At 59.0% G+C, this 21,221-nt stretch carries 18 protein-coding genes; 1 reads left to right on the plus strand and 17 read right to left on the minus strand.

Translation table 11 applies throughout. The features are described 5' to 3' along the window. Positions 1–268: 268 nt before the first annotated feature. From OZX73_RS08000 to rmuC, 5 genes are all read right to left on the minus strand, one after another. Entirely contained in the window at positions 269–1,267 is a 999-nt protein-coding gene (locus OZX73_RS08000) for an ABC transporter permease subunit (RefSeq protein WP_277149197.1), read from the minus strand. An 11-nt stretch (positions 1,268–1,278) separates the two neighbouring features. Further along, a complete protein-coding gene (locus OZX73_RS08005) occupies positions 1,279–2,274 on the minus strand; it encodes an ATP-binding cassette domain-containing protein (protein ID WP_277149199.1) in 996 nt (331 codons plus the stop codon). Positions 2,275–2,393: 119 nt separating this feature from the next. Further along, on the minus strand, positions 2,394–3,185 hold the full coding sequence (locus OZX73_RS08010) for a TrmH family RNA methyltransferase (RefSeq protein ID WP_277149201.1): 792 nt from the start codon (positions 3,183–3,185) through the stop codon (positions 2,394–2,396). Between the two features lie 153 nt (positions 3,186–3,338). Further along, the gene (locus tag OZX73_RS08015) at positions 3,339–3,965 is read right to left on the minus strand and encodes an orotate phosphoribosyltransferase (protein ID WP_277149203.1); all 627 of its coding nucleotides are present in this window, start codon (positions 3,963–3,965) and stop codon (positions 3,339–3,341) included. Beyond that, positions 3,962–5,311, minus strand: coding sequence for a DNA recombination protein RmuC (rmuC, locus tag OZX73_RS08020; protein WP_277149204.1), 1,350 nt, complete (start codon positions 5,309–5,311; stop codon positions 3,962–3,964). The genes OZX73_RS08015 and rmuC overlap by 4 nt, the downstream gene beginning before the upstream one ends. A 133-nt stretch (positions 5,312–5,444) precedes the next feature. Between rmuC and OZX73_RS08025 the strand changes: the two genes are divergently transcribed. Then, a complete protein-coding gene (locus OZX73_RS08025; protein ID WP_277149206.1) occupies positions 5,445–6,560 on the plus strand; it encodes a hypothetical protein in 1,116 nt (371 codons plus the stop codon). Positions 6,561–6,801: 241 nt separating this feature from the next. Here the strand turns inward: OZX73_RS08025 and clpB are convergent, their stop codons facing one another. The 12 genes from clpB to OZX73_RS08085 form a co-directional block, all read right to left on the minus strand. Then, a complete protein-coding gene (gene clpB, locus OZX73_RS08030; RefSeq protein WP_277149208.1) occupies positions 6,802–9,435 on the minus strand; it encodes an ATP-dependent chaperone ClpB in 2,634 nt (877 codons plus the stop codon). Between the two features lie 391 nt (positions 9,436–9,826). Further along, entirely contained in the window at positions 9,827–10,642 is an 816-nt protein-coding gene (locus OZX73_RS08035) for a fumarylacetoacetate hydrolase family protein (protein ID WP_277149210.1), read from the minus strand. Between the two features lie 74 nt (positions 10,643–10,716). Next, positions 10,717–11,040, minus strand: coding sequence for an acylphosphatase (locus tag OZX73_RS08040; RefSeq protein WP_277149213.1), 324 nt, complete (start codon positions 11,038–11,040; stop codon positions 10,717–10,719). A 40-nt stretch (positions 11,041–11,080) separates the two neighbouring features. Then, a complete protein-coding gene (locus tag OZX73_RS08045; protein ID WP_277150971.1) occupies positions 11,081–11,926 on the minus strand; it encodes a YggS family pyridoxal phosphate-dependent enzyme in 846 nt (281 codons plus the stop codon). A gap of 297 nt (positions 11,927–12,223) precedes the next feature. Next, positions 12,224–13,063: a tryptophan synthase subunit alpha gene (gene trpA, locus OZX73_RS08050; protein WP_277149215.1), complete on the minus strand. Its 840-nt coding sequence runs from the start codon at positions 13,061–13,063 to the stop codon at positions 12,224–12,226. After that, positions 13,056–14,255, minus strand: a complete 1,200-nt coding sequence (gene trpB / locus OZX73_RS08055) for a tryptophan synthase subunit beta (protein ID WP_277149217.1) — start codon at positions 14,253–14,255, stop codon at positions 13,056–13,058. The genes trpA and trpB overlap by 8 nt, the downstream gene beginning before the upstream one ends. Before the next feature lie 223 nt (positions 14,256–14,478). Continuing rightward, positions 14,479–15,288 carry a phosphoribosylanthranilate isomerase gene (locus OZX73_RS08060; protein ID WP_277149219.1) on the minus strand — a complete coding sequence of 270 codons (810 nt, stop codon included), beginning with the start codon at positions 15,286–15,288 and terminating at the stop codon, positions 14,479–14,481. A 9-nt stretch (positions 15,289–15,297) separates the two neighbouring features. Next, complete coding sequence (gene trpC / locus OZX73_RS08065) at positions 15,298–16,149, minus strand: indole-3-glycerol phosphate synthase TrpC (protein WP_277149221.1); 852 nt, start codon at positions 16,147–16,149, stop codon at positions 15,298–15,300. A gap of 102 nt (positions 16,150–16,251) precedes the next feature. Next, positions 16,252–17,298 (minus strand): anthranilate phosphoribosyltransferase, encoded by a 1,047-nt coding sequence (gene trpD / locus OZX73_RS08070; RefSeq protein ID WP_277149223.1) that lies wholly within the window; start codon positions 17,296–17,298, stop codon positions 16,252–16,254. A gap of 88 nt (positions 17,299–17,386) precedes the next feature. Continuing rightward, positions 17,387–17,974, minus strand: a complete 588-nt coding sequence (locus tag OZX73_RS08075) for an aminodeoxychorismate/anthranilate synthase component II (protein ID WP_277149225.1) — start codon at positions 17,972–17,974, stop codon at positions 17,387–17,389. After that, the gene (locus OZX73_RS08080) at positions 17,971–19,557 is read right to left on the minus strand and encodes an anthranilate synthase component I family protein (protein ID WP_277149227.1); all 1,587 of its coding nucleotides are present in this window, start codon (positions 19,555–19,557) and stop codon (positions 17,971–17,973) included. The genes OZX73_RS08075 and OZX73_RS08080 overlap by 4 nt, the downstream gene beginning before the upstream one ends. Positions 19,558–19,882: 325 nt before the next feature. Next, positions 19,883–21,136 (minus strand): glutamate--tRNA ligase family protein, encoded by a 1,254-nt coding sequence (locus OZX73_RS08085; protein ID WP_277150972.1) that lies wholly within the window; start codon positions 21,134–21,136, stop codon positions 19,883–19,885. Between the last annotated feature and the right edge of the window lie 85 nt (positions 21,137–21,221).

Genomic DNA, 21,221 nt, shown 5'->3' on the forward strand with positions numbered 1-21,221 from the left:
GTCGTCTGTGACGTTCAGATAACGGAATTCATCCCTAAAAGCAATCCAACCGATGATAAATCGGCATTCGTGCGCAAACCGTCATCAACAAGACAATCCTGCTGGAAAACGTACACTTTGAACCACTAAAAGTACGTTCACCAGCAGGACATCTTGTTTGCAACGCTACCGTTTTATCGCTAGCAGGATTACCACGTTTCCAACGATACCGTCTTATTCACACGGAATTCGTCTTGCCATGGCACAACGTGCGGTCAAGCCACACCATTTACTTCACATCACGCTTACTGACGAGGAGCGTGCCGATGACATAGAAGACCACGGTCCAGGCCAGCATGATCAGACCGCTCTGCCACCAACCCGGAACCGGCCAACCCTTCGGCACCATGCCGGCCTCGATTTCCGCGGCCCGCCCCGTCAGGAACGTGTTCACCAAACTCGATGGCATCAGCCGCGAGCACCAATTGGCCCAGAGCATGTGCCTCGAAAGGTTGGAAATGATGCCGAAAATCGAAGTGGCCATCATATAGATCACGACGAAAATGACCACGGCACCGGCCGTCGAACGCACCATCGCTCCCAGTCCCAGTGCGAATTCCGTGACCAATGTCGTCATCGCGGCACCACCGAGAATGACGATCAACGGAAGCCAACGCTCCTTCGAACCGAGCGGTGTCTGCTTGGATCCGGCGAACAACACCTCGACCACACCCCAGGAAATCAGCAGTGTGACCAGCGAAAGCGTAAAGGAGTAAATCGCCACCGCGACGGCCTTCGCATTCATGAACATCACACGCCGCGGGTTGACGACCAGCGACATCTGCACCGACGAGGTCGTGTATTCGCCGGTGATCGACAAGATCGCGACCACGCCTATCAGCACGATGCCGATGGCGAGGCTCTGCGAGACGCACTCGAGCACGATAGAACGCGGAATCGGCCGAGCCATCGCCATCCATTTGCCTTTGTCGTTGTAATGACTCTCCTGCTTGATGCCCCAAGCGAACAGGGCGGAAAAGCCAAGTGCCGTGAGGAAGGAGATGGCCGAGAGCCAGAGCGTTGAAGCGATGCTGAACAACTTCAACAGTTCGGAGCGGATGCTGCCGAAGAAGCTCAGACGCACATGGGCCATGCTGCGGTTGCGGTTGAGGTTCGCGGGACGTAGATTGGAAACCGCCGTTGGCCGCTTTTGCACGGTCTTTTGGTTCGTCGCATTCGTTGTCGTGCTTTTCGTGTTTATCATCATCGTCACGTTCGTGTTCGTCATTGCATTCGTCGTCATCGCGCCTGTCCCCCGTTCTGCTGCATTGCGTTGGTATATCGAACTGGCTGCTGGCCGGGCAATTCGCGAGTCACATACTCCGCCTGCGAATGGGTGAGCGCCATGTAGGCCTCTTCTAGCGAAACCTTTTCCTCTACCAGCTCGTAAGTCACCAATTGCGCTTGGGCGAAGACCTGGGCTGCTGCCTTAAGATCGGCTCCGGTGATATGGAACACGGCGCCTTCACGCGGGTCGGAGGCGGAACGTTGGTCGGATTTCACCTTCACTTGCGGAGCGCTGGCGAAAATGGCGATGAGTTTTTGCGGCTCCGGGGTGACCACGCGGATGGAATTGGTGGAATGCTCGGCGACGAAATCGTTGACGGTGGTCGTCTCGAGGATTTTGCCCTGTCCGATGATGACCAGGTTGTCGGCGGTAAGCGCGACCTCGCTCATCAGATGCGAGCTCAGCAGCACCGCGCGTCCTTCGCTGGCACAATAGCGGCAGAGCTCACGCACCCATTTGACGCCTTCGGGGTCCAAGCCGTTGACCGGCTCGTCCAGGACCAGATTGTGAGGGTCACCCAATAGGGCGGCGGCGATGGAAAGCCGCTGGCTCATTCCTAGAGAGAAGTTGCCGGCCTTGCGCTTCTTGACGCTGGCAAGGCCGGTCATATCGATGACCTCGTCGACGCGGCGTTTGGAAATGCCGTTGGTCAGCGCGAGCGAGCGCAGATGGTCGTAAGCGGAACGGTTTTTGTGGGCGGACTTGGCATCGAGCACGGCACCCACGCACGTCATCGGGGCGCCGGCCTTGCGGAAGTCTCCGCCGTCGATGAGCGCCTGCCCGGAATCCGCGGAAATCAGGCCAAGCGTCGCCCTCATCGTGGTGGATTTCCCTGCGCCGTTGGGGCCGAGAAAGCCCGTTACTTTGCCGTCTTCGGCGGTGAAACTGACGTTGTCAAGCGCGACTTTGGACCCGAATCGCTTGCTCAAATTGGTTATTTGAATCATGAGTTCAATATAACATGCGAGCAAAAAGGCCAAAGCCGGTCTAGGGGAGGTTTCAGGGTCCGCTCAGGGATAAATCAGGGTTCGCTCTCTGAGTTCATTGCGTTGCCTTACCTGTACATTCAGTCGGCCAAATGCTGGGAAATCCAGCAGTGCATAGCGACCGCGGCGGCGGCGCCGGCGTTGATCGAGCGCACCGAGCCGAACTGGGAGATGTAGACCACGTCATCAGCGAGTTCCAGCGCTTTTTGCGAAAGGCCAGGGCCTTCGGCTCCGAAAAGCATCAGGCAACGGTTCGGGAAACGGTAGGTTTCCATGGGCACCGCGCCGGGAATGATGTCGAGGGCGATGATGCGTGAGGCTTTGGCATCCTCGGCGATACGACGGTAATGGACTTTGTCCTCGGAGGATTCGGCCTTGGCCTCATCGGCTTCGGCCTGCTTGATTTCCTCGGCGATTTCCTGCTTCCAGCTTGTCACCAGATCCTCGATCGAGGGATGGTGGTCGACGTGCTGGTAAAGCTCGGTCATCAACGCGCCCTTGCGGTTCCACTTGTGCGGACCGACGATATGGACCTTGCGGGCGGCGAAGGCGTTGGCCGTGCGCACCATCGAGCCGATGTTGAAGTCGTGGGTCCAATTCTCGACGGCCACTTCAAAATCGTGACGGCCCTGCTTGTCAAGGTCGGCCTTGATGGCAGCCACCGACCAGTAACGGTATCTGTCAAGCACATTGCGACGGTCGCCATTGTCGAGTAATTCCGGATCAAAGCGCTCATCAAAATTAGGCGATTGCGGATTATCAGGGCGAGGTCCATTAGGATGGGTCTCAACCCACGGGCCGACGCCTACTTCACGGAAAACCGGCTCGCCGGAAGCTTGGGCTGCAGCAGTTATCGGATTGGGTTCGCGCATATCAATCGGCACTCTCCTCGGTCAATACATCAGCGTCAGCATCAATTGCAATTGAACCGCCGACAAATTTCAACTGCTCGATTTCCTTGGAATGCAATTGCCTGTTGTTTCCGCGACAAACTGTGACTGTCCTGAGACTCGATTTATACATTCCTAATCGGCTTTCTTTGCTGCAGTTGCGTTACTGCGCAACTCGTCCTCGTCGAAAGCCGTCACGAACGGCAGATTGTGCTCCTCATTGGAAACAGGGTTGATGACTTTGATACTGATAGCATCGCTGTCGCCGCTGACTCCGCCAATCAATGAGGCAATGGCAATTATTTGTGCATGTTCATGCTCAACAACACTGAAGTCAAGGCTCAGTTCGTTGCCATTGCGCAAAGTAACGAGCGACGAAGTCTGCACATACGATTTTTCAGAAAGCCAGGAATCCAGCAACACCACACGCTTGCCAGAGATGGACGGGCCTTTGATTGAAGGATAGACAAAGTCCATCACGAAGCCATCAATCTCACGGCCGCGAGCATGGGCGGCATGCATCACCGCGGTCACCATGGGAACGGCGGCAGCGGTCAACGCGCCAACCGCGTCAAAATCATCAAGCGCAAATCCCCGTTGCGCCAGTGCATCCAGCATTGCGTCACCAATCAATTCGGCACCGCGATGGTCAAGACTCACATCGAACAGCTCGCTGAATGGCTTTTTCTCGACCGCTGCCCGCAGAAGCATTTGCAATTCGCCGTTGCCGCCGACTTCGGTCCCACCACTTTCGGCACTCATTCCTTCTCCTCTGACTCCAGATTCAGCTCGGGCGCGGTCAGCTCATGCACGTTGGCCTTGTCGGAATCGACCATCTCGACCGGATCGATGACCTTGCTCGAATCGATCTTCTGCATTTTACGCGCCGTGACCAACACGCGCGACTCCAATGACGAGGCGAAGGCGTTGTAAGCCGAAACCGTGCGGGTGATCGAATTGCCAAGTTTGTTGGCCTTGTCTCCCAAAACCGCGAACCGTTCGTAAAGCTCGCGCGAGAGGTCGAAAAGCATCTTGGCATCGTCGGTGAGGCTCTGCTGCTGCCAAGCGAAGGCGACCGACTTCAGAACAGCCCACAACGTGACCGGCGAGGTCAGCGCGACCTTACGCGCGAAGGCGTCATCCATCAACGTCGGGTCGACCTTTAGCGCCGCCTCAAGCAAGGCATCATTGGGGATGAAGGCAATCACGAAATCGGGAGTGGTGTCGAAAGCGTTCCAATAGGCCTTGTCCCCCAAGGTCTTGACGTGCTCACGCAACGCCTTGGCATGGGCCTGAAGCAATTCGTCACGACGCTTGAGCTCGTCGACGGAGGCGGTGTCTGGAATCTCGCAGGCACGCTGGTAATCGGAATACGGCGCCTTGGCATCGATGGGGATGGTCTTGCCACCAGGCAGATACACCACCATATCCGGCCGTTGCACGTGGCCTTCGGGATCGGTGACGACCACCTGCGTATCGAAATCGACATGTTCCAGAAGACCTGCCGACTCGACGATGTTGCGCAACTGCGCCTCGCCCCACGCACCGCGCACCTTGTTGTTGCGCAACGCGGCGGAAAGCGAGCTGGTCTCCTTGTCCAAACGCAGCTGCTGGTCATTCAACCCCTTGAGCTGCTGGCCCAGGGAACCCATCTCATGCTTGCGGCCTTCCTCGATCTGGGTGACTTTCTGCTGCAAGGCGTCGAGGTTCTTCTGCACGGGCGCGAGCGCCGAAAGCACCTTGCTCTGCTCGGCCATCGCCTTGGCCTGCTCGACCTGCTTACGTTCTGCCGCCTGCCGTTCCTGCTCCTGCTGCCGCTGCACACGAAGCTGCTCGGCCTGTTGGGCCTGTGCCAGCTGGGATTTCACGAACGCGAGCTGCTGGTTCAGCCCATCGGATTGGGTGCGGTATTGCGCGGCCTGCGTGGTGAGCTCACTGATCTGACGGCGGAGCTCGTCATTCTGAACCTGCGCCTCTTCGATATCGGCTTTGTTGACATCCCGCGCGGTTTCCTGACCTTTGGATTTGCCCAGCACGAAACCGGCCACCAGCCCCAGCGCCGCGGCGAGGACGACCAACACGATTGCCACTACAGGATTTTCGAACATATGTTCTATTACACAGGATGGCGTGGACGAGGCACGGACGCTTTACTGTGCGTATATCTCGTGTCAATCGGCGCGTCGATATGGATATCGAAACAGCGAACTGGAATGATGAAAGGGTAACCAAGGAGGAACCGTGGGATTCGACTTATTCATGGGCGGTTTGGCGGTGGTGCTCGCCGCACTGGCGACATGGCTCATCATCCTCTTCTTCCGCTCGCCCACGTCGGCGCAATCGCCGGTCGAGACCGCGTTGCAAGGACTACGGAATCCCAATTCATCCTCCGATGCCCCATCGATGCCCACAAACAAAACCCTTAGCGGCAACGCAGCCGATGGCGATATGGAAACCGAACAAAATGGAGAGACCGAGGCTCAGATCTCGCGCATTTCGCGTCTGCTGATCCTCGCGATCGTGCTCGCCGTGGTCGTTTTCGTTCCCTCCCTGCTCAGCCGTTTCAGCGCAACGCTGGTGCCGTCATGGCTGGTCAATCCGTGGGTGCAGGCCATCTTGACCACGCCGACGATGTTCCTATGCGGCGCTCCGATCCATCGCGAAGGCTGGCATGCGCTCAGCCGCCGCACCCCGGACGTCAATTCGCTGATTTCATTGGGAGCCACGGGAGCGTTCATCTACAGCCTCGCGATTTGCGTGGCCCGCGGCCAGTTCCCGGAAGGCTCGCGACACGCCTATTTCGGCGGGGTCAATCTCATCATCGCTTTGGCATTGGCGATTGAGCTGGTCGAACTTCTGATTCTCCGCGATGTCGAGAAAACACAAAACTCCATAAGAGCGTCGCAAGGTCACCTCACAGCACCGCAAAGTTCTGCAGACGCTTTACAAAGCCATGCCGCAGCCTCGCAAGCTTCCGCAACAGCGTCGTCGCCAACTCCTGCAATGAAAGAAAAAGTCACCGCCAATAATAATTCAGCGACATCTTCTCATCCCGACACCGCCATCGGCGCAAACGCCGGTGCTGCCGCCCATGCCATCGCCGACCGCGCCTTCAACACCCTGATTGCCGGCATCAGAAAACTCGCACATTTCACGCGAATTTTTGTGATCACCGTCATTGTCATTGCGGTTTGGGCGTTCGCCCTGCTCGTGGCGTTCGGGCCACAGCCGCGTCTGACGCTCGCTCTGTTCGGCGGAGTCGGCGTGCTGGTCATCGCGGGATTTATCCTTGCCATCCTGGCGCTTGTCCTTATTATTAACGGACGCAGAAAAGCGCAACGCGATAACAATAATTAATGAAACAAACCAAGTATGTATTACGTACTAACTTGTTTCTTAGCTTAATGAAAATCAAGTCATACGGCCAAATTTCGTCTGTCTCCAACAACAAACCGCTATAACGACAACAAAAGAGCCGGACCATCGCATTGCTGCAACAGCCCGGCTCTTTGAGACGTTTAACGTTTTGCCGGTTTCGACTTACCGGTTGCGAAACGTCTTATTACTTACGTTGTGCAACCAGCTTCGTCACTTCAAATCACTTGTCCTCGTGATCCTCGTTCAGCGGGTCCTCGGGCATCGTGCTCAGCTCGAGGTGGTCGCCGCCGGTCTGGTCGACCAGGACAGTGTCGCCATCGTGAACCTTGCCCGAAAGCAACATCTTCGCCATCTGGTCGCCGACCTCGGTCTGCACCAGGCGACGCAACGGACGGGCACCGTAAGCCGGATCGTAACCGGCGTTGGCAAGCCATTCCTTCGCGGCCTTGGTGACGTCGAGCGTGATACGACGGTCGGTCAAACGCGACGCAACCTGACGCACCTGGATGTCCACGATCTCGCCCAGCTCCTCGCGAGTGAGCGGATGGAAGATGACCAGCTCGTCGAGACGGTTGAGGAATTCCGGCTTGAAGTGCGCGTGGACGGCGTCCATCACGGCCTTCTTCTTGGCCTCGTCATCCAAGTCAGGCTGCACCAGGAACTGCGAACCCAAGTTCGAAGTCATGATGAGGATCGTGTTCTTGAAATCCACGGTCCGGCCTTGGCCATCGGTCAGGCGACCGTCATCAAGCACCTGCAGAAGGATGTCGAAGATCTCGGGATTCGCCTTCTCCACCTCGTCGAACAACACGACAGAGTAAGGACGACGACGCACGGCCTCAGTGAGCTGGCCGCCCTCTTCGTAGCCGACGTAGCCGGGGGCCGCACCAATCAGGCGAGTCACGGAACCCTTTTCCATGTACTCACTCATATCGATACGCACCATGGCCTTCTCGTCGTCGAAGAGGAAGTCCGCCAACGCCTTGGCAAGCTCCGTCTTGCCCACACCGGTAGGTCCGAGGAAGAGGAAGGAACCGGTCGGACGGTTCGGGTCGGAGATACCGGCACGCGAGCGCCGCACAGCGTCCGAAACCGCCTGGATGGCTTCCTTCTGGCCGATGACACGACGCCCCAAGAACTTCTCCATATTCAGCAGCTTCTCGTTCTCGCCTTGCATCAAGCGGCCGACAGGAATGCCGGTCCATTCGGAGACGATGCCCGCCACCGAATCGGCGTCCACGTGGTCGGGAACCATCGGCTCGGTTTCCTCGCCTTTTGTGTTCTCCTCATCCGCGGCTTGCTCGGCCAGATCCAACTGCTTCTGGATCGCCGGGACCTCGCCGTACAGGATCTTGCTGGCCTTCTCCAAGTCGCCCTCACGGGTGTACTTGTCGGCCTGCACCTTCTTGGCGTCAAGCTGTGCGCGCAGGTCGCCGACCTTGTTGTGGCCGGCCTTCTCCTGGTCCCAACGGGCCTTCAAACCGGAAAGCTTCTCGCGGGTGTCCGCCAAGTCGCTTTGCAGCTTCTTGAGCCTGTCCTTACTGGCGGGGTCCTCGGCTTTCTTGAGCTGCATCTCCTCCATCTCGAGACGGGTCTCGCGACGTTGCAGCTCATCGATTTCCTCGGGCTGGCTATCCAACTCCATGCGCAGGTGCGCAGCGGCCTCGTCGACCAGATCGATGGCCTTATCAGGCAGCTGACGACCTGAAATGTAACGGTTCGAAAGCGTCGCCGCGGCCACGAGCGCATCGTCGCCGATGGTCACCTTGTGGTGCGCCTCGTAACGCTGCTTCAGACCACGCAGAATCGCGATGGTGTCCTCAACGCTCGGCTCGCCGACGAAGACCTGTTGGAAACGACGCTCCAGCGCCGGGTCCTTCTCGATGTTCTCGCGGTATTCGTCAAGCGTGGTCGCGCCGATCAAACGGAGCTCGCCACGGGCCAGCATGGGCTTCAGCATATTGCCGGCGTCCATGGAGCCTTCCGCGGCACCCGCTCCGACGATGGTATGGATCTCGTCGATGAAGGTGATGATCTCGCCGTTCGCGCTCTTGATCTCGTTCAAAACGGACTTCAGGCGTTCCTCGAATTCACCACGGTACTTCGAACCGGCCACCATCGAGCCCAAATCAAGGCTGATGAGCTTCTTGTTCTGCAAGGTCGTGGGCACGTCGCCCGCCACGATACGTTCCGCCAAACCTTCGACGACGGCGGTCTTGCCGACGCCAGGCTCGCCGATCAGCACCGGGTTGTTCTTGGTGCGGCGGGAAAGAATCTGGATGACGCGGCGAATCTCCTGATCACGGCCGATCACCGGGTCGAGCTTGCCTTCCTTCGCCTGCGCGGTCAAGTCGGTGGAATACTTCTCCAGCGCCTTGTAGGTGCCCTCGGCGTCCGGGCTGGTGACTTTCGCGCCGCCACGCACACTGGGAACGGCCTTGCGCAGGGCCTCGGCTGTCACGCCGTTGTTCCTCAAAATCGTCGCGCTCTCGTTGGGCGCGGCGTCGGCGATGCCGATGAGCAGATGTTCGGTGGAGACGTATTCGTCGCCCATCTTCTGCATTTCCTTCTCGGCCTGGGCCAACGCGGCCGTCAGCTGGCGGCTCGCTTGCGGCTGCGAGGTCGAAGAACCACTTGCGCTCGGCAGCGCTACCAGAGCGTTGCGCACGGCGGCACCTATCGTCTTGGGGTCCCCGCCCGCGGCGCTGATGAGCCCTGTGACCACGCTGTTTTCCTGACGCAGCAGCGCATCCATCAGATGCAAAGTATCTACCTGCGGATTGCCCGCAGCCGACGCGCTTTGAATCGCGTCTCCGATGGCTTCCTGAGCCATGGTCGTAAATTGTTGTTCCATGTTTTCCTCCGTCTGTTCGCCCTGTTCCTTCGTGAATCGTTGGAATGCAAGGCATAATTCAATATCTGTTAATTACAACCGCAAACAGAGGAGTTCTATTCCCAAAACTTGAGTCCTTTCGACTCAAGTTTTAGACCTCTTTGTCTAGTTCCGTGCCATCATCAATACCCCAAGCCAATAAATAAGGCGATGCACCAGCGAATTTATCTACGGAAATTCCTATTAATCCGTTCCCAAACCTTGCAAAAACGAACGGAGGGATATTAATAGTTACCCATATATGTAATACATAAAAGTGGACAGGTCAATAAAACAAACCGGCTGACGGAACTTATCCGCCAACCGTTCTATCCAAAACATTTACCTGATATATAGGTGAAACTTCTACGGTTCAGCCCTTGACCACGACGTTACGCAGGGAGCCGATGCCCTCGATGTTGACGATGGCCTCGTCGCGTGGCTTCAGTGTGCCGGAGGCGTTGGGGGTGCCGGTCATGATGACATCACCAGGCAGCAGCGTCGCAAAGCTGGAAATCCCGGCGATCTGCTCGGGAATGGAATGAATCAGGTCGGCTGTGGTGCCCGAGGCGGCGGGCACGTCCTCGCCGTTTAGGGTGAAGGAGATCTTCGTGTCCTTCCAGTTCAGGTCGGTCTCAATCCACGGGCCGAGCGGGCAGGAGGTGTCGAAGCCCTTCGCGCGCGTCCACATCGGATCGTCGCCCTGCAGGTCGCGCAGCGTCACGTCGTTGACGCAGGTGAAGCCGAGCACGTAATCCATGGCCTTTTCGACCGGGACGTTCTTGGCGATACGCCCCATGACCACGGCCACTTCCGGTTCGAAGTTCATGTCGTTGGAATAGCTCGGAATGACAATCGGATCATCCGGACCGATAACGGAAGTCGACGGCTTCATGAAAATGACCATCTCGCTGGGGGCATGCTCGCCGGCGGACTGGCCTTTGCTGTGCATGAATTCGGCGTGGGCCTCATAGTTTTTGGCCAGGCCGTAGACCTTGGAGGGAATGACCGGAGAGAGCAGGCGGATGCCCTCCTCGTCAATCAGATGGCGCTCACCGGTGGGTTGGACCGGCTGGGAGCCGAAAGGATAGCCGTCAAGCTCGACGAGGTAATCCTTCTTGTCGTTGCTGTCGGTCTGCACGAAGGCATAGTGCGGAACATCGTTATAGGAATAGCGTGCGATTCTCATGCCTTCAGCCTACGCCATTCTCTGCATGTTCCAAGTAACAAATCAAAAATCAGCCAAGAAATTAAAAACATCCATCAGGCGTCGCGACGGACGCGGAACTCGAAGCCCTCGTTGTCACGAAGCGGGATTTCCACGGTTTTCACATTCTCGACGTGACCCCATTGCGGGCCGTAGCCGAGCCGCTCGACGAACGCGGCGACCAGGCTTTGCTCGCCCTGCGCCTCAATCTCGACCGAACCATCGAAACGGTTGCGCACCCAACCGGCCACGTCGCAGCGCCGGGCCTCGTTGACCGCGAAATAACGGTAGCCGACGCCTTGCACCATGCCGGTGACCACCGCGCGCACGCGAATCACGCGGCCTTTATTCCCATTGCCTCTGCTACGCATCTTCTGCATGTCCTTTCATCGTTCCCCAACAACGTTGAAATGCGGCGCTTCAGATGAACGCGCGCTCGCCGAAAATCGCGGTGCCGACGCGCACGATGGTCGAGCCTTCGGCCACGGCGTAGTCCATATCGTGGGTCATGCCCATGGAAAGCTCGCGGCATTGTGCCGTTCCGTGCTCGCCGGAATTGAGAATCGCATCGCGGGTGCCACGCAAGTGCGCGAAACCGGCGCGTATCGTCTTTTCGTCGTCGACGTGTGCGCCAATGGTCATCAAACCTTGCAATTGCAGGCCTTCCAAAGCGCTAATCTGATAGGCGAGATCCACGGCCTCATCAGGTTCACAGCCTGATTTCGAAGCTTCCCCGGATTCGTTGACCTCCATCAGCACGCCGACGACGATGTGGCGGGCGACGGCGCGACGCGCGATTTTCTGCGCTTCCTCAAGCGAACCGACAGACTCGATGGTGTCGACGTAAGGCAGCACCTTGCCGATTTTGTTGGATTGCAGCTGGCCGATGAGATGGAACGGAATATGGCCGTTCGGCGCGGTTTGAGTGGCATCGGAACCATTGGAATTCTGCGCGTTCGCGGCGGCGCCCAGCGAAAAACCACGCTCAGCGCATTGACGGATCAGGCCCTCGGCCTTGGCGGAGATCTCCTGCGGACGGTTCTCGCCAATCATGCGCACGCCGGCGTCGATGGCGGCCATGATCTCGCCGACATCGCGGGTCTTGGTGGCCGCGAGCAACTTCACCGAGCCAGCTTCGCGGCCAGCCGCGACCTCGGTCTGCGCAATATCATCGAGCACGCGATGCACGCCGTCCGTGATTTCCTTGATTCTCGCCTCGTCGATGACCTCGTTGGCGAGATTCTTGTGATCCATATAAGCAGTCATCATTCCCCGCTTCCCACTTCGTTTTACCGACTCCATATTATGCATGCCCATGTCATCGCGCAGCAATGTCGGTAAATCGCACTTTTATACCGTTTACGTAAAAAACATGCAAAATACGACCTCTAAAACGCACTTTTCTCACAGTCACGTAAAAAACATGCAAAATGGCGACCGTATAGTGCACATTTCCCACAGTCACGTAAAAAACATGCAAGATACGGTCGCCAAAATGCACTTTTATGCATATAATCCGTCAGCACAGCACGGCAAGTACATCATGTATATGTGCTTGCCTTCTCAGTTCAGCCCGTGAACCGCACCGGCCAACGAACGGACATAGTCAGCGACGTACGGCACCGCGTCCTCGCCGTATTTGCCGACCATGCTCACGATGGCCGAACCGACGATGGCACCGTCCGAATCGGCGGCCATGGTGGCGGCCTGCTCGGGGGTGGAGATGCCGAAGCCGATGGCGGCGGGCACGTCGGTGACGGAGCGTACTTCGCGGATCATGCCCTTGACATCAGTGGTGATCTCCTTGCGCACGCCGGTGACACCGAGCGAGCTCACGCAATAGATGAAGCCCTTGGCATCCGAGGCGATGCTGTGGATGCGCTCGTGCGAGGTCGGGGCGATGAGGCTCACCAAATCAAGCCCAACGGCCGCCAGCGGCTCGTCGAATTCCGGCTTTTCCTCGTGCGGCACGTCCGGCAGAATCACGCCGTCGAGCCCGACTTCGGCCGCTCGGTGCGCGAAACGCTCAAGGCCGTAGGAATAGAGCACATTGGCGTAGGTCATGAAGACCATCGGCGTCTCGATATGATGGTCGTTGCGTAGGCGATCGACCAGCGCGAAAGCGTCGTCGGTGGTGGTGCCAGCAGCAAGCGCGCGGTTGCTGGCTTCCTGAATGACCGGACCTTCGGCCGTCGGGTCGGAGAAGGGAACACCCAGCTCAATCAGGTCGGCACCGGCATCAATCATCGCCGGCACGAGCTTTTCGGTCAATTCAATCGAGGGATCGCCAACTGTGACGAATGGGATGAAGGCCTTGCGACGGCTGCCGTCGGGGGCGGTGAACGCTTGCAAGATACGGGAACGGCGAGCTCCCTGCTTTGCCTGTGTTGTTGTCTCAGTCATGAAGATCCTCCCCACGGTAGCGGGCGATGGCCGCCACATCCTTGTCGCCACGCCCGGAAAGGGTGACGATGATACTTTGGTCCTTTGGCAGCGTCGGCGCGAGTTTCATGGCGTAGGCCACGGCGTGCGCGCTTTCGATGGCCGGAATGATGCCCTCAGTGCGGCTCAGGTATTCGAAGGCGTCGACGGCCTCGTCGTCGGTGATGGCGACGTATTGGGCGCGGCCGGAATCCTTCAGCGCCGCGTGCTCGGGGCCGACGCCCGGATAGTCGAGGCCGGCGGAAATCGTATAGACCGGCGCGATCTGGCCGTATTCGTTCTGGCAGAAGTAGCTCTTCATGCCGTGGAAGATGCCCAGCGAACCGGTGTTCATGGTCGCTGCGGTCTCCTTGGTGTCGATGCCGCGACCGGCCGCCTCGCAGCCGATGAGCTTCACGTCTTTGTCATTGATGAAGTTGTAGAAGCTGCCGATGGCGTTGGAGCCGCCGCCGACGCACGCGAGCACAGCTGCGGGAAGCTTGCCTTCGGCCTCGAGGATCTGCTCGCGGGCTTCCTTGGAGATGACGGACTGGAAGTCGCGCACCATCGTCGGGAAGGGATGCGGGCCCATGCACGAGCCGAGGCAGTAATGGGTGTCGGAGATGCGGCGCGTCCATTCACGGAAGGTCTCGGAAACCGCGTCCTTCAGCGTGCCGGTGCCGGTGGTGACGCCACGCACTTCCGCGCCCAAGAGGCGCATGCGGTAGACGTTCAAGGCCTGGCGTTCCATATCGACCTGGCCCATGTAGACCACGCACTCCATGCCGAACAGCGCCGCGACGGTGGCCGTGGCCACGCCGTGCTGGCCCGCGCCAGTTTCGGCGATCAGGCGGGTCTTGCCCATCCGCTTGGCGAGCAGCGCCTGGCCGAGCACGTTGTTGATCTTGTGTGCGCCAGTATGGTTCAGGTCCTCGCGCTTCAAATACACCTTCGCGCCGCCAAGGTCCTTGGTCATATTGTCCGCGTAATACAACAGCGACGGACGGCCGGCGTACTTCTTCTCGAGGTCGTCAAGCTCAGCGAGGAAGTCGGGATCATTTTTGTAATGGTTGTAGGCCTCCTCCAGCTCGTTGACGGCGCCCATCAGCGTCTCGGGGATGTACTGGCCCCCGTGGATGCCGAAGCGCCCCTTTGAATTGGGCGAATTGGTCATGAGATTGCTCCTTAATTTACAACATCTATGACAGTTGATTGTATGGTTATTTGACGGTTTTGACTGGTTGGATTTCCCATTGCGGATATCCAAATGTCGGATTTTTCAAGACTGCGTTTTGCGTGATTACCAGGCGGGCACCCGCCATCGCCGGCAATCATGGTGTCCATATTGGCCTTGAGGCAATCGAGATTTCGGATCCCCCATGGCACAAGCCTTTACACTATCTGCCATCGGCATCACCAGCTTCCGCTTTATTCGACGCTTCCCGCACGGCCTTGACCGCGGCGAACATCTTGTCCGGGTCCTTGAGACGGTCGGTTTCGACGCCAGAGCTCATATCGACACCGAACGGATGTGTGGCGAGAATGGCCTCGGCCACATTGTCAGGCGTGAGACCACCGGCCAGCATGAATGGACGATTGACATCACGAACCAATGACCAGTCGAACGTCCTGCCATCGCCCGCGCCAGCGTCGAGCAGCACCATATCGGCCGACGACTCGATGGCCTGTGCCACATCCAAAGCCTCGCGCACCTTGAACGCCTGCATGATCGGCAGGGTTACGAGCCCGCGCAGGTCGGCCAGATAATCCTCGTCTTCGTGCCCGTGAAGCTGGATGACGTCAAGGTCGGCATCACTCGCGATTTCCGCCACACGTTCGGCCGGTTGGTCGACAAACACTCCTACCGCTGCCGGCGGATTCACACCAGTTTCGGCGGCCTGGGCCTTCATATACTTGACCAGTTCAGCCACACGTTCTGGCGTTATCGAACGATGCGATTTGGGAAAGTCGATGATGAATCCGACGGCATCGCTACCAGCCGCCAAAGCGGCGTCCATATCCTGTTCGCGTTTCAACCCGCAAAGCTTGACTTTATAAGCATTTGCGGCATCCGCGCTCGCAGCGCCATCGGCCGAAGGCTCTTCATTCAAAATCGCACGAGCAACAATGGCGTCATCTTCAAATGGCACATCATTATCGAACGATTCCGAAGACGCGGGTCGAACCGATGCTGTCGAATTATTCATCGTGTTGCCTTACTTTCCAGCCATAGTCGCACCGTTGGCCGGACCGCCGCGAAGCTCAGCGAGCGCGGCGGTCTTGTCCGGCGAACGCATCAGCGTCTCACCGATCAGCACCGCGTCGACACCGGCCGCCTCGAGTTCCTCGACATCGGCACGGGTGGCCACACCGGACTCGGAAACGAAAATACGATCCGGACCGACGGTCGGGCGCAACTCGATGCTGTGGTTGAAGTCCACATCGAAAGTCCGCAGGTCGCGGTTGTTGACGCCGACCACGCGGGCACCGGCGGCGATGGCGCGCGGCACCTCGTCAGGCTGGTAGGCCTCCACCAACGCGCTCATGCCAAGTTCGTGCGCGAGCGCGGTGTAGTCCGCAAGCTGCTGGTCATCCAAAATCGAGCAGATCAGCAGCACCGCCGAGGCACCACAGGCGCGGGCCTGATAGATCATGTATTCGTCGACGATGAAATCCTTACGCAGCACCGGAATATCGACCGCCGCCGCGACCTGCCGCAGATGTTCATCGGAGCCTTTGAACCACGTCGGCTCGGTCAGGCAGCTGATGGCCGCCGCACCGGCCTTTTCGTAGTCGCGGGCGATGTCGAGGTAGGGATAGTCCTGCGCGATGATCCCCTTGCTGGGCGAGGCCTGCTTGAGCTCGCAGATGAAGCTCATGCCGGGAGCCTTCAGCGCACGCTCGAACGGGAACGCCGCGTCGCCGGTCTCCCCCGCAGCGACCTTCCGCGAGGCCACCTCACGAGCCTGAGCCTCCACCACCGCCTGCGGGGTCTGCGCCTTTTCCTCGGCCACGCGCTCGCGGGTCTTGGCAGCGATGCGCTGCAGGATGTTTTCGGAATCAGCCATTACCTTTGCACTTTCCTATTGTCGGTATCGAAGGCCACAAACTCACAAAACATTGTAATACACCTGATAATGCCTTCGTAGCCTTCCGTCATGTTTCGGACCTTACTTGTCGGCGTCGGCTTTGGCGAACGCCTGCGAACCGGCGACGAACGTGTCGAGCGTCTTCATCGCGGCGCCGGAGGCGATCTGCTCGCGAGCGATCTCGACGCCCTGCCCAATGGACGAGGCGACTCCGCAAACGTAGAGCGCGCAAGCGGCGTTGAACAGTGCGGCCTCAAGTTTCGGGCCGGTCTCCTTGCCGCCGAGGATGGCGCGGGTGATGGCCGCGTTCTCTGTAGGAGTGCCGCCGAGCAGGTCCTTCTTCTCGCAACGGGTCAGGCCGAACTCCTCGGGCGTCAGCGTCATCGGATGGTATTCGCCGTCGCGCAGCTCGCAGGCCGCGGTTTCGGCGGAAAGCGAGACCTCGTCCATCTTGTCGCGGCCGTAGACGACCAGCGCGCGCTTGACGCCAAGGCTTTCGAGCACGTGGGCGATGGGCTCCACGAGGTATTCGTCGTAGACGCCGAGCAGGAAGTACTCGGGGCGGGCGGGGTTGGTCAGCGGTCCGAGGATGTTGAAGACGGTGCGGAAGCCGAGCTCCTTGCGGATCGGGCCGACGTAGCGCATCGCGGTGTGGTAGCGCTGGGCGAAGAGGAAGGTGAAATTGTCCTTCTTGAGCAGGTCGACCGCCTCTTCCGGCGACAGCGAGATGTTCGCGCCGAGGGCTTCGAGGCAGTCGGCGGTGCCGCACTGCGAGCTGGCGGCGCGGTTGCCGTGCTTGGTCACCTTGGCTCCGGCGGCGGCCGAAATCAGGGCTGCGGTGGTGGAGATGTTGAAGGTGTTCGCGCCGTCGCCACCGGTGCCGACGATATCGAGCGTTTCGATGCCGGGGTGCGGAACGGGTGTGGCGAGTTCGCGCATGGCGGCCGCGCAGCCCGCGATCTCGTCGATGGTCTCGGCCTTGGTCGACTTGGTGGAAAGCGCCGCGAGGAATGCCGCGTTCTGGGTCGGCGTCGATTTGCCGCCCATGATCTCTTTCATCGCCTGATAGGCCTCGTCGTAGGTGAGGTCGTGCTTGTTGACGATTTTGACGATTGCTTCACTGATCATTTTTTACTTCCTTGTGATTGATTGTGGTTGGATTATTTTGTATTACTAATTTGATTATTGCCCGATTTAGAGATTTAAAGGTATCTGCTCAATTGCCGAACCTTTCGACAACACCGATGAAATTCCTGAGGATCTGCCCGCCGAGCGGGGTGAGGATGCTTTCGGGATGGAACTGGACGCCGAACATCGGGTCCGTGACGTGAGCCACGGCCATGATCTCGTCGGTTCCGTCGGTGCGGGCGACGACACGCAAGGTATCCGGCAACGTAGCTTTGTCGGCCTCAAGCGAGTGGTAACGCGCGGCCTGAATTCGCGCAGGCATGCCGGCGAACAGCGGGCAATCGTTGTCGAGCTCGACCGGCGAGGCCTTGCCGTGCATGAGTTCGGCAGCGGGGACGACTTTGCCGCCCAGCGCCTCGCAGATGGCCTGATGGCCGAGGCAGACACCCAGAATCGGCACCGTTCCGGAAAGCTCACGTACCACATCCTCGCAGATTCCGGCGTCCGCAGGCTTGCCGGGGCCGGGCGAAAGGACGATGCCGTCGGAGCCCAGCGCGGCGAGACCCGCCACATCGAGGTCGTCGTTGCGCACCACACGCACGTCCGGTTCGATGGAGCCGATGAGCTGGTAGAGGTTGTAGGAGAAGCTGTCGTAGTTGTCGACGATGGTGATCATGCGATGCCTCCATTCGCTTGATTGATGGCATCCACGACGGCGAGCGCCTTGTTGCGGCACTCCTCGAATTCCTTGTCGGGGTTGGAGTCGGCGACGATGCCCGCGCCAGACTGCACGCAGACCTTGCCATCGTGCTTGAAGGCCAGGCGGATGCCGATGCAGGTGTCGAGGTTGCCGGAGAAGTCGAGGTAGCCGATGGCGCCGCCGTAGATGTCGCGCGGGGAATCCTCGAGTTCCGCGATGATCTGGCAGGCGCGAATCTTCGGGGCCCCCGAAAGCGTGCCGGCCGGCAGCACCGCGTCGATGACGTCCAGCGCGTCCTTGCCGTCGGCGAGCTGGCCGGCGACCGTGGAACCGATGTGCATGACATGCGAGAACCGCAGGATATCGTGCAAGCGCTCGACCTCAACACTGCCGAGTTTGGAGACGCGGCCGATGTCGTTGCGCCCGAGGTCGACCAACATGTTGTGCTCGGCCAGTTCCTTTTCATCACTCAGCAAATCCTGCTCGATGAGCTTGTCCTCTTCCAGCGTCGCGCCGCGCGGGCGGGTGCCGGCAAGCGGATAGGTCAGCAGTTTGCCGTCTTCGAGGCGAACCAACGTCTCGGGTGAGGCGGCGGCGATCTCGATGTCGTCGCTGGACATGAAGACCATGTAAGGGCTCGGGTTTTCGGCGCGCATCAATCGGTAGGCGTCGAACAGGCTGCCCGTGGCCTGCGCCACGCTGGGGTTGGAGAGCACGACCTGGAAGATGTCGCCGGCGTAGATGTGCTCCTTCGCCTTCTCGATCATCTTGCCGTATTGTTCGCGGTTGAGCGTCAGCTTCAGATCGCTCTCAAGCTCCAGAGGCTTGAAGTCGTAGCGCTTGCCGTTGTCGAGAATCTGCTGCATCTGCTCGATCTGAGCCACCGCGTGTTCGTATGAGGCATCCACATCGTTGGTGTCGACGCCGGCGATGAGTTGCAGGCGCTGACGGTAGGAATCGAAGGAGATGAGCTGGTCGAAGAGCATCAAATCGACATCGGGCAAAGCCTTCGGATCGCGGGTTCCCTGCCGCAATGTCGGCTCGGCATAAGCGAAATATCCGAAGGAGAAGTAGCCGACCAGGCCACCGGCGAACGGCGGGAACCCTTCAAGGCGCGGGCTGGAATATTGCGCAAGCACCTTGCGGATCGCATCGCTGGGGTGGTCGACGTGCTGGTGCTCGACCACGACGTCATCGGCGCCTGAACCGGCAGGAGCGACGCGCTTGATAGTAAGGTCGCCGGCCTTGCAGGTCAGTTCCAGCGTCGGCGCGAATCCGAGGAAGCTGTAGCGGCCCATGCGCTGGTCGGCCTCGGCGCTTTCCAAGAGGAAGCAATGATTGGAGGCGGCACGCACCCGGCGCATGGCCTCGATGGTGGTCAGCCTGTCGGCGAGCAGTTCGCGCATCACTGGAATACGGCGGTATTTACCGGTTTTCGCCAGCCCGCGCACCTCGTCAAGTGTCGGCCGAATGCCCGCGTACCGCTTTTCGTCCGCGGCGTTCCGCCCGGCCGCGCCGCCGTTCGAACCAGCCGTAGCATCCGCACTCATGGTCACCATGGCACCTCCTGGAGGCTTCCACCTCATTTTGGGACTAAAAAAGCCCGTCCCAGCTGTCAAGTACAGCCAAGGACGAGCAAATAGCCCGCGGTGCCACCTTGGTTCACGGTTTCCCGTGCCCTTGAGACGCCAACACGTCTCCGGCAACTGACGTATGCCTTACGTCGCAGCCTCATCGTCGAAATCATCCGGCCAATCGGTGCGCCCTCAGCGGCCCACTCAACGGTTCGCATCTCGTCCCGGCTCTCACCATCCCAGGCTCGCTCATCGCGCGTTTCCGTCTACTTCCCCGCTTCATCGGTTTGTAGTGTTTAGTTATTGATGCTTACGCTACACTTCCGTTTTCGCGCCTGTCAAATACGTCTGTCCAATTCGGGTTTAAGATACGGTCAGATTTGTCCGCACGAATATCGTCAAAAGTGAAGTATTCCAAGGCTTCACGTGCGCTCATCGCAACCGGCCCGGAAGCGTCCGGCATGTGGACATCGCGAGGCCCGCGGATGCCAAGCAGCCATGCGCAATAGCCGATGACCTGTTCAGGTTTGACCCCATCCGCACGCAACGTGCCGATATCCAGCGAATGCTTCCGCTTGGCCAGCCGCGTTCCAGTCGGATCATCAATCAGCGGAAGGTGGGCATAAGCAGGACCATCAACCTGCTCAACCCCGTATTTCGCGGCGAAACCAGAGGCGATCAACGCACGACGAATCCAGATCTGCAGCGCCGTGGAACGCAGTAAATCACGGCCGCGCACGATGTCGTTGACACCCATCAACAGGTCATCGACCACCACGGCAAGCTGGTAGGAGAAGATGCCGTCGGAACGACGGATCACGGTGTCACCGACCTCGCGCGGCAAATCGAAACCCTGATGGCCGAATATTCGGTCGTCAAACGTGACGACGCTTCCCCACGAACTTTCTTCCGGCACTGCTATACGCCACGAATGTCGCTGCCCCGCTTCCAACCGCGAACGCACTTCGTCTGGTTGCTTGGCCAGCAATTTCCGACATGTCCCGGGATAAATCAAGAACCTGTCACCCTCCTGCGGAGCCGAGGCCGCACGTAAGTCGGCGCGCGAGCAGAAACACGGGTAGACCAACGGGAAATCACTCGATGATGCAACGTTATTCCAACTCGAACTTCTCGCAGTATCCGGATATTCGCCACAACCCCGAGTAGCCTCATTGCCTTTATCATCAAGACCATTAGCACCACTACCACTGCCCAAGCCGTTGAAGATATCAGTTTCACAATGATAGGAATCATCGTCAATGACATCATCCAAACTCATCGATTCCAGCGAACGCAAGGCCTCCTCATAGATTTCCGTGCGCTGCGACTGGTAAACCGGCTTGCCGTCCCAATCCAACCCAAGCCAGTGAAGATCGTCCATGATCCATTTGTCGGCGTCCTTCACCGCACGTGGCCCGTCGACATCCTCGATACGCAGCAGCACTTTGCCGCACTGCCCATCGCCGTCGCCGTCTCGACCGTTTCCTCCGCCTTCGCCCGAGCGATCGCCAGCATGCGCCGAAAGCCACGCGGCCAGCATCGCGTAAACGTTGCCGATGTGCATCCGCCCGGAAGGCGTAGGCGCGAAACGGCCGACTTTCAGACTTTGCCCGGCCACAGAAGTTTCAGCAACCGCCGATTCACCGGCA

The sequence above is a fragment of the Bifidobacterium sp. ESL0775 genome, assembly GCF_029395475.1.
Taxonomy (GTDB): domain Bacteria; phylum Actinomycetota; class Actinomycetes; order Actinomycetales; family Bifidobacteriaceae; genus Bifidobacterium.

Bases quoted from the DNA above. Each gene is read 5' to 3' on its own strand.
- OZX73_RS08000 (WP_277149197.1), bottom strand. From the start codon at position 1,267: ATGACGAACACGAACGTGACGATGATGATAAACACGAAAAGCACGACA.
- OZX73_RS08005 (WP_277149199.1), bottom strand. From the start codon at position 2,274: ATGATTCAAATAACCAATTTGAGCAAGCGATTCGGGTCCAAAGTCGCG.
- OZX73_RS08010 (WP_277149201.1), bottom strand. From the start codon at position 3,185: ATGCGCGAACCCAATCCGATAACTGCTGCAGCCCAAGCTTCCGGCGAG.
- OZX73_RS08015 (WP_277149203.1), bottom strand. From the start codon at position 3,965: ATGAGTGCCGAAAGTGGTGGGACCGAAGTCGGCGGCAACGGCGAATTG.
- rmuC (WP_277149204.1), bottom strand. From the start codon at position 5,311: ATGTTCGAAAATCCTGTAGTGGCAATCGTGTTGGTCGTCCTCGCCGCG.
- clpB (WP_277149208.1), bottom strand. From the start codon at position 9,435: ATGGAACAACAATTTACGACCATGGCTCAGGAAGCCATCGGAGACGCG.
- OZX73_RS08035 (WP_277149210.1), bottom strand. From the start codon at position 10,642: ATGAGAATCGCACGCTATTCCTATAACGATGTTCCGCACTATGCCTTC.
- OZX73_RS08040 (WP_277149213.1), bottom strand. From the start codon at position 11,040: ATGCAGAAGATGCGTAGCAGAGGCAATGGGAATAAAGGCCGCGTGATT.
- OZX73_RS08045 (WP_277150971.1), bottom strand. From the start codon at position 11,926: ATGACTGCTTATATGGATCACAAGAATCTCGCCAACGAGGTCATCGAC.
- trpA (WP_277149215.1), bottom strand. From the start codon at position 13,063: ATGACTGAGACAACAACACAGGCAAAGCAGGGAGCTCGCCGTTCCCGT.
- trpB (WP_277149217.1), bottom strand. From the start codon at position 14,255: ATGACCAATTCGCCCAATTCAAAGGGGCGCTTCGGCATCCACGGGGGC.
- OZX73_RS08060 (WP_277149219.1), bottom strand. From the start codon at position 15,288: ATGAATAATTCGACAGCATCGGTTCGACCCGCGTCTTCGGAATCGTTC.
- trpC (WP_277149221.1), bottom strand. From the start codon at position 16,149: ATGGCTGATTCCGAAAACATCCTGCAGCGCATCGCTGCCAAGACCCGC.
- trpD (WP_277149223.1), bottom strand. From the start codon at position 17,298: ATGATCAGTGAAGCAATCGTCAAAATCGTCAACAAGCACGACCTCACC.
- OZX73_RS08075 (WP_277149225.1), bottom strand. From the start codon at position 17,974: ATGATCACCATCGTCGACAACTACGACAGCTTCTCCTACAACCTCTAC.
- OZX73_RS08080 (WP_277149227.1), bottom strand. From the start codon at position 19,557: ATGGTGACCATGAGTGCGGATGCTACGGCTGGTTCGAACGGCGGCGCG.
- OZX73_RS08085 (WP_277150972.1), bottom strand. From the start codon at position 21,136: ATGCACATCGGCAACGTTTACGCGATGCTGGCCGCGTGGCTTTCGGCG.